Annotated in this window: 11 protein-coding genes and 1 rRNA gene; 7 read left to right on the top strand and 5 right to left on the bottom strand. The window is 71.1% G+C overall.

Annotation, left to right across the window (positions count from 1 at the left end):
* From rrf to V6U86_RS18900, 3 genes are all read left to right on the top strand, one after another.
* Positions 1-73 (top strand): 5S ribosomal RNA (gene rrf / locus V6U86_RS33410); the annotation flags it as partial.
* Positions 74-264: 191 nt separating this feature from the next.
* Positions 265-567: an AAA family ATPase gene (locus V6U86_RS18905; protein WP_334505128.1), complete on the top strand. Its 303-nt coding sequence runs from the start codon at positions 265-267 to the stop codon at positions 565-567.
* Positions 568-576: 9 nt separating this feature from the next.
* Positions 577-846, top strand: a complete 270-nt coding sequence (locus V6U86_RS18900; protein ID WP_334505114.1) for a hypothetical protein — start codon at positions 577-579, stop codon at positions 844-846.
* Between the two features lie 25 nt (positions 847-871).
* Here the strand turns inward: V6U86_RS18900 and V6U86_RS18895 are convergent, their stop codons facing one another.
* A complete protein-coding gene (locus V6U86_RS18895; protein ID WP_334505112.1) occupies positions 872-2,692 on the bottom strand; it encodes a VanW family protein in 1,821 nt (606 codons plus the stop codon).
* Positions 2,693-2,873: 181 nt separating this feature from the next.
* On the opposite strand from V6U86_RS18895, the gene nudC reads away from it, so the two are divergent.
* A complete protein-coding gene (gene nudC / locus V6U86_RS18890; protein ID WP_334505111.1) occupies positions 2,874-3,791 on the top strand; it encodes an NAD(+) diphosphatase in 918 nt (305 codons plus the stop codon).
* Here nudC and V6U86_RS18885 read toward each other — a convergent pair.
* Together V6U86_RS18885 and V6U86_RS18880 are read right to left on the bottom strand one after the other, a co-directional pair.
* Entirely contained in the window at positions 3,788-5,029 is a 1,242-nt protein-coding gene (locus tag V6U86_RS18885) for a polysaccharide biosynthesis protein (protein WP_442934961.1), read from the bottom strand. The two genes, nudC and V6U86_RS18885, sit on opposite strands and share 4 nt — an antisense overlap.
* On the bottom strand, positions 5,026-9,381 hold the full coding sequence (locus tag V6U86_RS18880) for an alpha-(1->3)-arabinofuranosyltransferase (RefSeq protein ID WP_334505110.1): 4,356 nt from the start codon (positions 9,379-9,381) through the stop codon (positions 5,026-5,028). Before V6U86_RS18880 ends, V6U86_RS18885 begins: the two co-directional genes overlap by 4 nt.
* 167 nt (positions 9,382-9,548) lie before the next feature.
* On the opposite strand from V6U86_RS18880, the gene V6U86_RS18875 reads away from it, so the two are divergent.
* Genes V6U86_RS18875 through V6U86_RS18865 form a run of 3 tightly spaced genes read left to right on the top strand, consistent with a single transcriptional unit; the run spans position 9,549 to position 13,366 of the window.
* Entirely contained in the window at positions 9,549-11,426 is a 1,878-nt protein-coding gene (locus V6U86_RS18875; protein ID WP_442934967.1) for a hypothetical protein, read from the top strand.
* Positions 11,427-13,136 (top strand): hypothetical protein, encoded by a 1,710-nt coding sequence (locus tag V6U86_RS18870; RefSeq protein ID WP_334505108.1) that lies wholly within the window; start codon positions 11,427-11,429, stop codon positions 13,134-13,136. It begins immediately after the preceding gene.
* Between the two features lie 35 nt (positions 13,137-13,171).
* Entirely contained in the window at positions 13,172-13,366 is a 195-nt protein-coding gene (locus tag V6U86_RS18865; RefSeq protein ID WP_334505107.1) for a hypothetical protein, read from the top strand.
* On the opposite strand, the gene V6U86_RS18860 is transcribed toward V6U86_RS18865, so the two are convergent.
* Together V6U86_RS18860 and V6U86_RS18855 are read right to left on the bottom strand one after the other, a co-directional pair.
* On the bottom strand, positions 13,351-14,529 hold the full coding sequence (locus V6U86_RS18860; protein WP_334505106.1) for a glycosyltransferase family 4 protein: 1,179 nt from the start codon (positions 14,527-14,529) through the stop codon (positions 13,351-13,353). The genes V6U86_RS18865 and V6U86_RS18860 overlap by 16 nt on opposite strands.
* A gap of 116 nt (positions 14,530-14,645) precedes the next feature.
* Positions 14,646-15,902, bottom strand: coding sequence for an acyltransferase family protein (locus V6U86_RS18855; protein ID WP_334505104.1), 1,257 nt, complete (start codon positions 15,900-15,902; stop codon positions 14,646-14,648).
* Positions 15,903-15,989: the final 87 nt, after the last annotated feature.

The following is a 15,989-nucleotide window of genomic DNA, read 5'->3' as shown; positions in this document are numbered from 1 at the left end:
CCCGGAAGCTAAGCCCTCCAGCGCCGATGGTACTGCACTCGTGAGGGTGTGGGAGAGTAGGACGCCGCCGGACAATCTTTCAGAAAAGGCCACCCCTTAGCGGGGTGGCCTTTTCTGCGTCCCCGCCTTTTTCGGGGTCGTCCGGTTCCTTGACCCCGGAGACCCGTCAAGGTCACGCTCCATCCTGGTTGTAGTGGCCTCACGGCGTGTGGACACCACTACATCCAGGATGTTGCACGATCTTGCGGATGACTCGGCCAACCCATTCCCGCACACGTGACAGCCGCCGCACAGCTCTTCCGCTACCACCAGCGGGTGTTCATCGCCCCGCCTTGGCCGCAGATCTACACCACCGACAGCGAACGACACCAAGACTTCGCCGAAGCCGTACGAACCCACGACGCTATGGCTACCGCCTACACCCAACACGGATACCAGCTCAGCACCCTGCCCCGCAGCGACATCGCCTCCCGCGTCAAGTTCATCCAGCAACACACCGCAACCCTCGACCACCGATCTCTTGAATCGCCTCGCCCAGGCTGCCCCGAGTTACGAGACGTCTCTTAGGCTCGGCCTGTGGATGAGGTCCTGATAGTTGTGGTGTTCGTGGGCTGCCTGGCGGCGGTCCTGGGCACCCTCTGGTGGCTCGCGTCCCGGGTTCGTCGCCGTGGTATCGGTGGCGAGGTCATGGGTCCGTTCGAGGAGATGTGGCACCCCGCGGCGCTCCGGCTCGGCGCCGAGATCCGGGTGCAGGAGAGTCGCGCTGTGCCGATGCCACCACAGGGCGGCGGCAAGCGCAATGAGCACGGCGACAACGCCGCCGAGCCGACCCGAGACCTGAGCTGACCCGGACCCCAGCCGGACCCGGGCTTCAGGGCGTCTTCGGCCCGCAGACGTAGCGGGGCTCCGCGTCGTAGCGCCAGGTGAACTTCTCCCGCTTGACGACCGCGCCACCCTTCTTCATGACCCGGAAGGCGTCCTGGGTGAAGCCGTTGATGCCGTTGGTCTCGATGCACGAGGGGCCGGGAGTCAGGTGGATCTGCTTCGGCGTCGTGATGTTGCGGCGCGGCCCGTACTCCGTTTTCACGCTGTCGTAGATCTTCGTGCTCCAGATGGACACGGTGATCGTGCTGGAGGTGTACGACGTGTCGATGAGAACGCCGTACTCGGTGTTGTTGCGGAACTTGAAGTCCAGATTCGGCCAGAAGATCGTCGACTCGATGACCGCCGGGTACCTGTCGAACCAGTACGAGTGCGGCTTGTGCTCGACGTCTTCCAGGCCCGCGTAGTAGGTCGCGTTGAACAGCGTGGTGGTGAACTGCGAGGTGCCGCCGCCGACGCCCGGCACCAGCTTGCCGTCGAGGATGACCGGTGCGTCCCGATAACCTTGGGCGTAACCGCGCTCGCCGGTGTGCCCGTTGAGCGAGAACGTCTTTCCGGGCAGCACGACCGTGCCGTCCACCTTCCTCGCGATGGTCGCGATGTTCTGGCTGCGCGACGAGGCCATGCCGCCGGTGAACCGGGTGGTGAAGGTGGACACCCGTTCCTTGATGCCCAGGCCGGCGAGCTTCTCCGCGGTCAGCTGCGGCGGCGTCGGCTTCAACTCGCCGGTGACCTCGCGGCCATCCGCCTTCGGTAGCACGGCCAGCAGGTCTCGACTGAGGGCCGCCGTGTCCAGCTGCTGACCGGCTTTCCCCTCCTTGGCGGTGGGCCGGCCACCGGAAATCGTCATCGTGGCGTCCTTCGGCGGCACCTCGATGGCGGTCAGCTTGTCGCCGAGCGCCGCCCGCAGCCGCTTGACGTCCACTGCGGGGGTCAGCTTGCCGGTCTTGTCGGTGCTGAACCGCAGGCTCTTCGCGATGGCGGCGGGCGGGATCGTCACCGAGCCCTTGCTGGTGCGCAGAGTGACCGGTGCGGCGACCGCCGGCTTTGCCAACTCGATGACCAGCCGATCTAACTCATCAGGGGTGGTGGCCGGGTGGCTCTCCACCAGGGGCGCGGTGACCGGGGCGCCGGCCAACCAGCCGTCGCGGACCACCTCGGCGGAGCGCTGCGGGTTCAGCGCCAGCCCGGGTTTCGGCTGTACGACCTTCGGCGTGGTGCCCTGATAGGTGATCGCCGGCATCGTCATTCCCTGGGCCTGGTCGCCCAGTACCTTACGGAGCGCGTCGTCCAAACGGTCCACGTCGACGGTCACCACCGGCTGGACGGTGCGGGAGCCGACCAACCGGCTGACCGGGTGCGCGTCGGCCTCAGCCGCTGCCGCGACCGTCGCCGGCACGTCGACGGCCAGCCCCACGTCGGCCGGGTTGATCTCGGCGGTACGCCCGTCGACGGTTACCTTCAGCGGTGTGGCCAGCGTCGCCGCCCGCCGGGCCAGCTCCGCCCGCAACTCCCGATCGGCGTCCGCGCGGCTTCGGCCGCCCAGCTCGGTGCCGAGCACGCTGGTCCCACGGGGAACGTCACCGGCGTACGCCCAGGCGCCGGCGCCCGCCACGGCGGCGAGGACGCCACCGGTGATGCCGGCGGCTATCAGCATTCGCACCCGGCGCGGGCGGCGCGGTCCGTTGTCCGGCTCGGCAGGAACCGCTGTCGTGACCGGCTCAGATCCATCGTCCGGCCAGGTGACCGCGGTGACCTGCACGGTGGGCCGGTCGTCGGCGGGTGGACTGTTTTCGCCGTACAGCGTCACTGCAACCTCGATCGCCAGGGTGCCGCGGGAGGTCCTCCCTCCCGGAGGCACCTACGGTAACGAATGCCCGGCCGTCGCCGTGGGCTGCGCCCACCCGGCGCTGCTACCGCGTGTCGTTCGGCGTGTCGCACCATCCGGGGGCGGTGCCGACGGGGGACCACCGACGTGGCACGGTGGCTGGGTGAACACTGCGGAGCGGGTGTTGGCGTACGGGGGCGGTTGGCTGGACCGGGCGGGCCCGTTGCGCACGGATCCGACGCGGTTGAGCGCGCTGTTCGCCGAGCCGAGCACCGTGCTGCTGCCGATGTGGCGGGACCGCTGTCTCGTCGACGGCCACGGGCCGGTTCGGCTCAGCGCGGAGCGCGCGGCGCTGGTCCGATCCGCCGCCAGTGAGACCGTCTTCCTGGGGCGCGACGCGGAGGTCGCCGTGTTCGCCGCGGACCTCTCCGCGCTGCCCGAGCGGGCCGCCGTCGAGATGGCCGGTGCGGTGCACTCCGTCGACGTCCGGGCACTGGTCGGGCGGCTCGAACCCGGCCCCGCGGCCGTCCAGGCGTACGCCAGGGGTTTGCTGCACTGGCACCGACAGCAGCGATTCTGCGGGACGTGCGGCGCGCCGGCGGTCGCTGGCGGCGGCGGGCACCTGCGGACCTGCACCGGCGCGGAGTGCGGGCGCGTGCTGTTCCCCCGGATCGAGCCGGCGATCATCGTGTTGATCGAGGCCCCCGGTCGGCCGGGGCGCTGTCTGCTGGCCCGGCACGCGGGTGCGGCCGAGGACGCGTACTCGACGCTGGCCGGCTTCGTCGAGATCGGCGAGAGCCTGGAGGACGCGGTCCGTCGGGAGATGGCCGAGGAGGCGGGCGTGACCGTCACCGACGTGACCTACCAGGGGTCGCAGGCGTGGCCGTTCCCCGCCGGTCTGATGGTGGGCTTCCGGGCCACCGCCACCTCCGACGAGGTACGGGTCGACGGCGAGGAGTTGTTGGAGGCGCGCTGGTTCACCCGGGCGGAGCTGCGGGAGCGAGCGGCCTCGGGTCGTCCGCTCGGTCGGGTGGACGCGATCGACCACCGCCTCCTGGCGGACTGGCTCGCGGAGAGCTAATCGGGCTCGACGGCCGGTGCCCGTGCTGGCCGACGGATCGCCACCGCCATCACGGCGGTGGTGACGACGGCCGTGCCCAGGGCGGCCAGAAGAAGAGCAGGGACGGTGTGGGGCCGTAGGGTCGCGGCGACGGCCACCAGGCCGGCCGTGCCCACCCACAGCGGAGCCGCCGCCCACCGCGCGCCGGCGGCGAGGCGGTCGTTGAGCAGCACGAACGTCACCGCGTAGAGGGCGCCGACCGCCGCGAAGAGAGGCGCGTACCGGCCGAGGTGGTCGTAGTCGGGCCCACCGGCGACCCGGAAGGCGAGCCCTCCGGCGAGCGTCGAGGCCAGCACCAGCACCAGGCCGCATCCGCCCGTCACCGCGAGCGCAACCGTCCGGCTGCGCCGATCGCCCCGGGCCAGCCGAGGTAGCGCGAGGACGGCGGCGACCTGCGGCGCCCAGAGCGCGCCCTTGCTCAGCACGGTGCCGACCGAGTACGCCCCGGCATCCGACGGGGACAGCAGTTGCCGGGCCAGCAGCAGATCGGCGTAGGAGACGACGAGCATCGCCAGGGTCGCACCGCAGCCGGCAACGACCTGAGCGGCGGTCAACCGTGGTGCGGTGGACGGTCGTCCGGGCTCGCGGGCGAGTCGGGCCAGCACCGCCGGGGCGAGCGCGGCGGTCAACGCGCCGGCAGCCAGGGCGCCGGTCGGTCCGGCGCCGAGCAGCAGTCCGGCGATCACGCCGCCGTAGCGGCCGGTGGCGAGCAGAGCCATCCCGATGGCGAGTCGTACGAAGCGCTGGCAACCCTGCAACTCCCCGAGCGACCGGGAGGAGAGCACGATCGCCGCGGTGGTGACCGCCAGCAGCGCGGGTGTCTCGACCGGGAGATCCAGGGCGGTGACCAGCAGTGGAGTCGCCGCGATGAGGGTTCCCGCGCAGACCGCGGCGGTGATCGCGGTGATCCGTCGAGTGTCGGAGGGCCCGTGCCGGGCGTGGTGCACGGCGACGGCCAGTTGCAGACCGAGCCCGGGCACACCGACGATGGCCACCAGGGCGAGGGCGGTGGCGAGCGCGCCGAGGTCGGCCGCGTCGAGCCGCCGGGCGGCCAGCACCGGCACCAGGTAGGCCAGGCCGTTGACGAGAATCCCGGCCAGGGTGACGGCGGCCCCCGCCGCGCCCAGGCCGTTGATCCGTCCGCCCGTCCGCTCCGTCTCCGCTGTTCCCTCCGAACGGGGGGACCGCCGAGCCCTCACGTGATCTCGGAGAGGGTCGGATGCTGCCCGTCGGCCGGCCCCGATGCCGCCAGGTCCGACTTCCGGTCCTCCGCTGCCGCTGGTTCCGCTGGTTCCGCTGGCTCCGCCGATACCGCTGGCTCTGCCGGAGTCGTCGTGACCCGGCGTACGGGTCGTCGCCGGGCGGCGGTGGAGAGCCAGAGAGCACCCAGGGCGACGACGATCATCAGTTGCAGAAGGGCGTCGGTGTTGCGTTGCGTCGAATCGAGATAGAGCCACCCGGCGAGCAGGACGAGCGCGCCGGGGAGCCACGTCTCGACGGCCCGGCTGATCGTCCTGGCCCGACGTGGGTCGTCCGGCCAGGGCAGGCGGCGTGGGCCGGGTACCGCCAGCATGAATCCCGCCGCGACCAGCAGGCCGCCGATGAGACCGCCCCACAGCACCAGCGCGGTGGCGCCGACGGCCAACAGCGGCAGGGATCGGGTGAGCCGACGACGGCCCCTCGGTACGGCGGTCGACGACGTACGCCCGGTGGGCTGTCGGGCGGGCAGCACCGCGAGGAGGACCACCACCGCCAGCAGGATGCCGCCGAGCAGCAGGCCCGCCCGGTACGTCGTGTCCGGGGCGAAGCGGAGTACCACCTCGCCGGAGGTGCCGGCGGGAAGAATCCAGCCCTGCTGCCATCCGTCTACCACCAGCGGCTTCAGCGTCCGCCCGCCGATGGTCGCCTCCCAGCCGGCGTTGGTGTTCTCCCGCACGGCGAGTACGCGATCGACGGGGTGATCGGCGACCCGTACCCGTCGTTCGGTGGCTGCCCAGGAGCGCACCTCGATGGCGCTGGCGACCGCAGCCGGGGTCGACGTGGGCGTCCGGGGCACCAGGGCGACCCGAGTCGCCGAGGCGAGCTTGCTCGCTGTGGTCACCAGACGGTGCTCCCCGCGGCCCAGGTCAAGCTGTCGGGGCGTGTTCCGCCCGCACGGTGCCACCGGCATCTCGCGCAGTTCGAGCAGGTCGCGGAGTGTGCCGCGGAGCGTGGTGGTCACTCGGGACGCGCCGATCTGCAGCGTCGGACCCGACCCGCAGGCCAGCGTCAGGGGTGCGTCGAGGCGCGGTTTGACGATGGGCGCTCCGGGCAGCACGCTCACCTCGCCGACCGCGACGGGCAACTGCTCCTGCAGCCGCAACCTGTACGGGTCGGTGCTCGTGGCGGACGGCTTGTCGAGGAACTGAATGGTGATTTCGTCGGTCCGCATCGGCGGATCCAGGCGAAGGAGACCGTCGTCGCCGAGCAGGCTGCTCCGGAACCCGTCGTCGCCGACTACTCGCACGCTGCCGAGGCGGGTGGCGGCTGCCTCGTCGTCCACGAAAAAACGGAGCCCGCTGATGGTCTGCGGCTTGAGCCACTTGAGGCGAAGGATCGGCGCCTCGTCGCTGGCCGCCGGTGACCAACTGGTGGTCGGATCCCCGTCGAGCGCCGCGCCGGCCCGGCCGGTCGGGTCGGCAACGGCCGTGGAAGAGGCGTTCACCTGGGCGGCGAGGCGCAGCGGCTGTGCGTCGGCCACCAGCTTGTCGAGGGCGTTGTCCAGGTCCGGGCCGGCCGTCGGCCGCGCCCACAGCTTGGCGTCGTACGCCCCGGCAGCGGGCAGGGAGAGGGTCCGGTCGATGGTGGAGGCGTCCTCAGAACCGCGTACGGCGTCGGTGGAACAGCGAGGGAGACCGTCGACGGAGAAGCAGGCCGGTGTGGTGGGCGCCGCCGACACGACGACGGTCGCCGGCCGGTCGGTGGCCGGTGCGGCGGGAAGGAGGAGGGTCCGGCTGGTCTGGATCCCGGGAATCTTGATCTCGGCGATGCCGACCGACCCGTTGCCGAGCGGGCGGAGGTCGTAAGCGTCGTCGATCGTGATCTGGACCGTGCGGGTGACATGGACGCCGGGCAGTTCGAAGACCATGTGATCGCTGAACTGATCGACGGTGCGACTCTCGTACCCGGCGGTGACGGTCACCGCCGTCGGCAGGGCGTCGGCCTTCACGTCGAACCAGACCTCGACCCGGGTGACCCGTGTCGGGTTCGCGAGGCCCACCTCGACCCACTGGCGGTCGCTGGGCGAGTACGGCGCGGACTGCCAGGAGGTTTCGGGATTGCCGTCCATCGCCGCGTACGGCTGGTGCTCAGGGCGGGCGCCGCCGGGAGAGTCCACCTGCGAACGGGAGGTCGACGCGCGGATCGTGCTGATGCCCTCGAAACGGGCGACGGTGGACTGCTGCGCCCCCCACTCGGGCAGGTAGTCGTGGGCGGGTGCCGTCACCTCGAAGGTGTCATCGGCGGTGAGAGTCTGGGAGGTGTTGTCGCGCAGTCGGCCGAACGACACGTCCCGCCTGCGCAGACCGTCGGTCATCGCGACCGGCCCGGCGACGCCGGTAGCCGCCGCATCGCCTGCCAGGACCGTTGGCGCCGCGCCGAGCTGCCCTGCCGCGGCGAGGTCGAGGAGCGATTCCGGGCCACCCACCACCGTGGTCACGTCGTCACGGTCGTACGCGACCACCGGCTCGACCGGCCGGTCGACCCGGTAGACCTCCAACGCCCGGACGGGCACGTCGAGCCCCTGGTCGCGGAACTCGTCCGGGGACGACGGCCCGCCGCGCAGAGGGCCGAAGGAGGTGACGCGGGTCAACCCGGGTGAGCGATCCAGTGCCTGGCGGACCACTGCCGGGCGGGCCGTGTCGGAGCGGCCGTGGTCAAGGTCGGCGCGGAACAGGACGTGGCTGATCCCGGACCGGGCGAGCAGGTCGGCCAGCCCGGTCGAGCCGGAGCCGGTGGCGAGTGTCGACTCGATCGCGTCCAGCAGCCGGATCGTCGTCGGTGGGGTGAAGGGGATGGCGTTGCGTACCGCCCACCGGCTGTTCAGCAGCGGCTGGGTGATCTCATCGGTGGTGGTGCCCCAGTCGTACGAGGGGAAGCGCGCCCCGGGTACGACGAGTACCCGCCCGCGCCCGGTGTTCGCGTCGAGCCAGTCCGTGGCCTCATGCCAGTAGCCGGGCACCGCCTTGACGCCGCCTGGCGTGGCGAGACCGCCGGCGAGTGCGGGCGTGGCAACCGCCGTGACGGCGATCATGGCCACGCCGGCCGTGACCCAGGCGCGTGCGACCGTTCGTGGGCGGTGCTGCTCGGGCGCGGTGCGTGCCGCGCGGACGGCCAGGCCGATCAGGTGCGCCATGCCCAGGGCCAGGGGCAGGCGGAGCAGGACGTCGAACTTGTGCACGTTACGCAGGGGGGCGCCGACGCTGTCGAGGAACTCCCGCTGAGGGCCGGCGAGGATGTTCGGCAGGTCGCTGATGTGTCCGAGACCGACGAGCGCGGCGCCGAGCACCAGACCGGTGATGAGGAACCGGCGGTGCGGCATCCCGCGTCGGGACAGCCCAAGGACACCGAGGGCGGCGACGACCAGGGTGGCGGCGACCAGTAGCGCCTCGTTGGAGAGTCGTGCGCCGGACGGAAGGACCGGCCCGAACGGGGAGGCCACGTAGGCGAGCCAGTAGGAGGCGCCGCGGAGCGTCGTCACCGCGTCGGTGACGCTGGTCGTGTTCCGGGCCGTCTCGATGTAGTCCAGGAAGGGTGGGCTGTACCGCCCCAGAACGAGCAGCGGAACCAACCACCACGCCGTGGCGAGCGCCACCGCGCCACACCAGGCGGCGATGGCGGTGACGCGGCGGCGTACGGGCTGGAGGGTTGCGACCCAGAGCAGGGCGAGTGGCACCACCGCGGCCACGGCTGTGGCGTTGACTCCACCGGCGCAGGCGACGGCGACGGCTGACCCGGCGACGGCGCGCCGCACGGGGGTGCCGCGGGCGAGGCCCACCAGCGGGATGAGCACCCAGGGGGCGATGGCGCTGGGCCAGGACTCCACCGAGCCCCAGCCGAGCTGGGTGAGGATGCGGGGTGACAGCGCGAAGGCGACACCGGCGATCATTCGTCCGGCGGGCGTGCCGATACCCAGCCTGCCCGCCAGCCGTACGACTCCCAGGTAGGCGACACAGAAGATCAGCGCCCACCACAGCCGCTGGACCACCCACGGCGATATGCCGAGCTCCGATCCGAGCAGGAAGAACGGGCCCATCGGCCAGAGATATCCGTACGCCTGGTTCTGTAGCTGACCGAATGTGCCGGTGGGGTCCCAGAGGTGCAGCGAGCGGAGCAGCCAGTCGGCCGGGTTGACGTTCAAATCGATCTTGGTGTCGGGGACGATCTGACCCGGGGCCTGCTGAAAGGCGAGGGCGGTGAGAGCGATGCAGATGGTCAGGTGCCGGAACCGTCGGGCCGTCTGCCGGGCACGGCTGGACCCCGGAGCGGCGCCACCGGTCACCTCTGCACGCATTTCGGCTCCTGTCTTCACCGGCCGGACGCGCACCTGCAGCCGACGACTGTCGCGCGACGTTATCCGGACCGGGCACGGACGGGCGACCAGGGGCGCTGCGGTGGCGTTATCGGGAGAACGGCCGTCCCCACGGCGTGTAAGCGTGTGGCAGGCTGCCGACCATGTCAATGCCAGAAGCTGAGGCCGAGACGCGTCCGGAACGCGTCGCGTCCGATGGCGACCGGCCGGGGCCGGTCGGTCGATGGTTCCGTGCCGACCGCGTCCGCGCGGTAGCGATCGCCCTCATCGTCGTCTCCGTCGCCTGGCGCGCTGGCCTTGCCACCCGTGGCTGGTTCTCGCAGGACGAGTTCGTCATCGCTGCCCAGGTCCTCGACACCCGGTTGGACGCGGACTTCCTCCTGCGTACCTTCAACAACCACCTCATGCCCGGCGGCCTGCTGGTGGCGTGGGCGATGGTGCGGGTGGCGGGCTTTGTCACCTGGCCCTGGGTGCTGCTGCTGGCGGTCGGCCAGGCGGCGATCGGGTTCGCCGTCTACCGGTTGCTGCGCCATCTGCTCCGGCCGGGCTGGGGGCTGCTCATCCCGCTGTGCCTGTTCGTGTTCAGCCCGCTGACGCTCGAGGTCTCCTCGCTGTGGCTGGTCGGGCTGCTCGTGATGCCGATGCAGTTGGCCCTGGTCATGGCGGCGACAGCCCAGGTCTGGTACGTGCGGACCGGCCGGCTGCGGCACCTCGTGGCGGTCGTCCTGTGGGTGGTGTTCGGCCTGCTCTTCGACACCAAGTCCCTGCTGATCGTGCCGCTGCTGTTCCTGCTGACCGTCTTCCTCTTCACCTCGGGCGGCGCTTGGCGCAGCCTGGTGACGGCGGTCCGCCGACACTGGCCGGCGTGGCTGGTCCTCGGTGCGCTCTCGGGGGCGTACCTGGCGTTCTATCTGACCCGTCCCGCCCGCGAGCTGGAGGAACCCACATCCGTCGGTCAGGTCCTCAAATTCCTCGGTGATCTGGTCGGCGAAACCGTCGTTCCGGGTCTGCTCGGCGGCCCCTGGCGTTGGGCGTACGCCGGTGACGGTCCGCCGGCCGTGAACCCGTACGACATCGCCAAGTGGCTGTCCTGGGCGGTGCTGGGGGCTCTCATCGTGGTCACCGCGCGGCGGCGCCCGTCGGCCCGGCGGGCCTGGCTGCTGCTCGCGTGCTACCTCGGGCTGGTCGCCGCGCTCTTCGCCGTGACACGCCTCGGTGGGCCGCTCGGCTCGTTCGTGGGCATCATTCCCCGGTACGTCGCCGACGTGGTGCTGGTCGCCGCGATCTGTGTCGGCGCGGCGCTGCTGGGGACGAAGGACGCCGATGAGGACGACGTGTCCGCGTGGCCGGTGCCGACCGTTCTGCGGGAGCCGGGTGCCTTCGCGGTCGGCCTGGTCTCGATAATCGTCGTCCTGGCCACCATCGGGGTGGGAACCCTGTGGAGCACGGCCCGTTTCGGTGACAACTGGAGCACCAAGTACGGACGGGACTACCTCGCGACGACGCAGATCGAGCTCGCCGCCGCTGCGCCGGGCACCGTCTTCCTGGAAACCACCGTTCCGGACCGCGTCATCGCCGGGTACTTCTGGCCGGACAATCTCCAGTCGCACTTCTTCCGCCCGGCCGAGCGTCGGCCCACCTTCGTGGAGGAGGCCGAGAAACCGTCCATGTTCGACGACTTCGGCCGTATTCGTCCGGTCGTGGTTCAGGGGCGGAAGATCGTGCCCGGCACGGTGCCCAACTGCGGGCACCTGGCTGAGGGTGGTCAGCCCGCCCGGATCCCGTTGGACGGGTACCTGGAGGAGTGGCCGTACGCCATCCATTTCGGCTACGTCAGTTCGGGCGACTCGACGGCAATCTTCCGTCTCGGGGACGCCGCCCGGGTGATCACCCTGAAGCGCGGGTTGAACGACGTGTTCTTCCTGCTGGAGGGGGCTGGGGACGCCGTCGAGGTCACAGTGAGCACCTCGGAGGTCAGGGTGTGCACCCAACTGATCACCGTCGGCCGCGCGGTGCCGGCACCGTGAATGGTTGACCAGACCACCCGCGTCGGGGCCCCACCGGCGCGGCGGGTGCGGGACACGCTGCCGCTGTACGCCGTTGCGGCGGCCGTCACGGTGCTGGTGCTGGCCCCGCTTGCGGCGCCCGGCTATGCGCTGTTGTACGACATGGTGTTCGTACCCCGGCAGCCGCTGAGTTGGGATCTCGTCGCCCCGGCGCAGACTCTGCCCCGGGCGGTGCCGATGGACGCACTGATGTCCCTGGTCACCCAGCTCGTGCCGGGCTGGGTGGTGCAGCGGGTGGCGCTCGGCGGGGCGGTTCTCCTGGCCGCGGTCGGCGCCGGCCGTCTGGTGCCGACCGAACGGCTCGCGGTCCGGCTGCTCGCCGCGGTGGCGTACGCGTGGACGCCCTACCTTGCCGAGCGGCTGCTGATCGGGCAATGGGCGCTGCTGCTCGCGTACGCCGCGTTGCCCTGGTTGGTCCGGGCGGCGCTGGACCTGCGGGCGGGTCGTGATGGCGCGATCGCTCGGGTGGTTCTCGCCGCCGCTCCCGCCGCGATCACCCCGACCGGCGGGTTGATCGCGTTGGGCACGGTGGTTCTGCTGGTCTCGGACCGGACGCGCCTTCGCCGGTCGGCGTTCGTGATCGGCGGCGTCGCGTTACTCAACGCCCCCTGGGTGACCGCGGCCCTGGTCACCGGCGCTGGCGGTTCATCCGACCCGGCTGGGGTGGCGGCGTTCGCGGCGCGTTCGGAGAACTGGGCCGGCCCGCTGGTGGCGCTCGCGGGTACGGGTGGGGTCTGGAGCGCGCAGGCGACCCCCTCCAGTCGCGCGGCACCGCTGGTGCCGCTGGCGACCCTGATCCTGCTGATCCTGGCCGGTGTCGGTGCCGGCCTGCTGCGGCGCCGGCTGCCCCCGGGTACGGCGGTACGGCTGGCGGTGCTCGCCGGGGGCGCCTGCCTTCTCGCCGCCCTCGGGGTGCTCCCCGGCGGGGCCGCCGCGCTGCGCTGGGCGGTGGTGCATCTGCCGGGTGGGGGGCTGCTTCGAGACGGTCAGAAGTTCCTGGCCCCGTACGCCCTGCTGCTGGTGGTGTGTGTCGCGTTGGGCGCCGAGCGGCTGGTGGCAAGGATCGACCGGGAGGTGGCGGGGGTGGTTCTGGTCGGCCTGCTGCTCCTGCCGGTGGCCGTCATGCCGGACCTCGCCTTCGGCGGTGCCGGGCGGATTCGTCCGGTGAACTATCCGGCGGACTGGCAGGCGGTGGCCGAGCGGGTGGCCGGCGAGCCGGGGGAGATCCTCGCGTTGCCCCTGTCCGCCTATCGGGCCTATCCGTGGAACCCGGGACGTGTCGTCCTGGATCCGGCACCCCGCTATCTGCCGGGGACGGTGCTGATCGACGACACACTCCGCGTCGGTGGTGTCGCGGTGGCCGGGGAGAATCCACGGCTCCGCGAGGTGCGTCGGGTGTTGGCCGAGGGGCGGCCCGTCTCGGCGACGGGCGTGCGCTGGGTGGTGGTGCAGCACCAACTGCCCGGCGAGGTCGACCCGGAGACCCTGCGCGACCTACAGGTCGTCCACGAGGGACCGTTTCTCACTCTCTACCGAAATCCGGCTTCTGCTGCGGAATCGGATCCCCCAGGGTTTGGCGCGTGGGTCGTCGTGATGGCGCTTGGTGCTGCCCTTCTGGTGGTCATGGCCGCCGCCATTTCGGCACTACACCGGCGCCCTACCGCGTGGTAACGTCCGCTCGCACGTCTCGCCATTGGAGGATTGGCATGCGTAGAGCTCTGACCCTGGTCGTCTCCGGCATGGTGGCGGCGTTGCTGGGGATCTTGGCCCTCGGCGGGCTCTCGGCCGCCGCGACCGCCACCGACAAAGAGGCGGCCAACGAGGCCAAGAGTATTTCGGATGCGGCCAAGCGTGCCGGAAAGAAAGACCCGTACGCCCCCGAGGTTTACGGCGACAGGTAGGACGGCTCGCCCCGCCGCTGCACTGGGCGGGGCGACTCCGCACCGCCCAGCAGGTCCGCGAACCGCCCACCCGCGGCCTGCCAGGTGAAACTCGCCGCGTGCTCCCGGGCCTGCGCGCCCATCTCTCGCCGCATCTCGTCCTCGTGCAGAAGCATGCGCACCTTCGCCAGGTAATCGTCGATGTCGTCGGCCAGCAGGCCGGTACGCCCGTCGACGACAGCTTCGGCGACTCCACCCGCTTCCCGGAACGCAACAGTTGGCGTGCCCGCGGAACCCGCCTCGACAATCGTCAGGCCCCAACCCTCCTTGAGTGACGGGGTCAGGGCGACCCAGGCCGAGGCGAGCAGAGCGGCTTTTTCCTCCTCCGTCACGAAGCCCCGGAAATCCACCCGCTCGGTGATGTCCAGCTCGGCGGCGTATTCGCGCAGGTGCGACTCCCACCAGCCTTGGCCGGCGACGACCAGCCGCAGCTGGGGCAACTCGTCGGCGAGGGCCGCGACCGCCCGCAACGCCACCTCGACCCGCTTGTGTGGCACCAGCCGATTCAGCGTCACGAGCAGCGGAAACGTCGCCCGCTCGGCGTCGGTGCGGGGCAGCGCCGGGGTGCCGTTGTGCACCACGGCGACCTGCTCCGGCGGTACGCCCAGCACGGCCAGTTCCCTGCGGGTGGCCTCGGAGACGGTGACGTACCGGCACCGCCGATAGACGCGGACGGCGAGCGACGACTCGACCCACCAGCCGAACCGGGCGGCCCACTGCGGAAGGACCACCGGCCACTGCTCGCGATGCACGTGGTGGATCAGCTTGACCACCGGGCGCCGTGTCCACAGCGGGGAGAGGAACGGCAACCCGTTGCAGACGTCGACCAGGATGTCGGGTCGGCCGCCCCGACGGCTCGACAGCGGGCCCACGCCCAGCGCGCCGGCCAGGTAGCTGAGCGCCGCCCAGAGGTAGACGGTGTGTCTGCCGCCGCGGCGCACCAGCCGGACGCCCGCCTCGTTGATCTCGTCGCCGGGTGCCTCGCTGTGGGCGGCGCAGAAGAGGGTGGCGCGGAAACCACGCGCCACCAACTCGGCGGCGATCCGTTCCACGTACACTTCGGAACCGCCACCCTCGGGGTTACGGGTGTCTCGCCAGTTGAGGAACAGCACGTGTCCGGGCATGCCGAAGCGACGCTCCACGCGAACCCTACTCTCAAGTAATTTAGGGACGCGCGTCACACTAGGGGCTGGCTGCCGGCCCGGCAATGCCCTGATGGGGCAGCGCTGATCGACTGGCGCTACGTGCCGACCGTGGGTGCCGGCGTGACCGTCGACGCCGCGACGGCCGGTGCGGGCGCATCGACGGCGGGCCCACCGGATGCCTGCCCGCGCCCGGCCCGTCGGTTCCGACGCTGCGATCCGAGCAGTTGCAGGGGCCGCTCGACGCCGTAGTAGCTGACGGCGGCGTACACCAGCCCGAAGATCATGGTTAGTGCGAAGGTGTTGAACAGTCCACCGGTGAAGAGCTGTCGGTCGTCGATCAGGTAGATCAATTCGATGACCAGCGGGTGCCACAGGAACAGTCCGTACGAGACGGCGCCGAGCCATCGGGCGGACTCGGCGCCGAAGACCTCCTTGACCCGCGTCCGCCCGCCGAAGGCCACCGGGATCAGGATCAGCGTCGCGATCGCGAGGTACAGAGCCAGCTTGACCGTGAACTCGGCGGCTGTCGGGCCGGCGAGGTCGCGGGGCCCGGCGATGGGTGTCGTCGCGATCGCCATCAGCCCGACCGCCGCTGCCCAGCAGGCAATCGGTGCGGAGGCGAGGTCGTCCAGCACGCGGAAAGCGGCGGGCGCGGTCCCGGTGCGCAGGGCGACGTGCACCGCCGCCAAGGCCATCCCTGCGCTGAACCAGGCCGCGTACGAGGGGAGCCACATGGTGTGCAGGCCGTTGTGTAGCCAGCCGATCCCCAGCAGGGCGAGCCATCCCGCGGTCACCAACAAACCCCCGCAGACGATCACGACGGTTCGGACGGGACGCCATGACCGACCAACAGCGAGCACGGCGACCAGCGGCAGGATCAGGTAGAACGCGACCTCGGTGGCGAGGCTCCAGGTCTGGGTGAGCCCGGAGCGCAACTGGCCCGGCCCGTAGATCTGGGTGAAGGTGAGGTGGCGGATCCAGTCACCGGCGGACGCCGGCCGATTCTGCGGCAGGACGATCAGGCAGACCAGCACCGCCAGCCAGTAGGCCGGCAGGATTCGTAGGGCCCGCCGCCAGAGGTAACGCCCGGCGCGCGGTCGGGCCTGTCCCGTTGCGGCGTTCAGTGCCCACGGTCGGAACAGCAGGAATCCGGAGAGCACGAAGAAGATGGCAACGCCAACGTCGAGCCTGGCCAGCCAGCCGCCCCACGTGGTGTTCATGGTGGCGGCGGTCTGGAACCCGACGTGGTGACCGACGACCGCCACGGCGCCAATTGCTCGCAGCGCGTCGAGGGCGGGGAGCCGGTCGGTGACCGAAGTCTGCGGAACTGTTGGCGCGGCGGCTGTGGACATCTGGACATCCAGGGGGTCGCTTTGAAGGTGACCGGGGAGTAACCTCCCGCCATGTTAAGGATCGGGTGCCCCGGACGACAGGTCGTA

This window comes from Micromonospora sp. CPCC 205558 (assembly GCF_036902955.1).
Classification (GTDB): Bacteria; Actinomycetota; Actinomycetes; order Mycobacteriales; family Micromonosporaceae; genus Micromonospora.
Note: the sequence above shows the minus strand (reverse complement) of the source record. Positions and strands in the feature narration are given on the sequence as shown.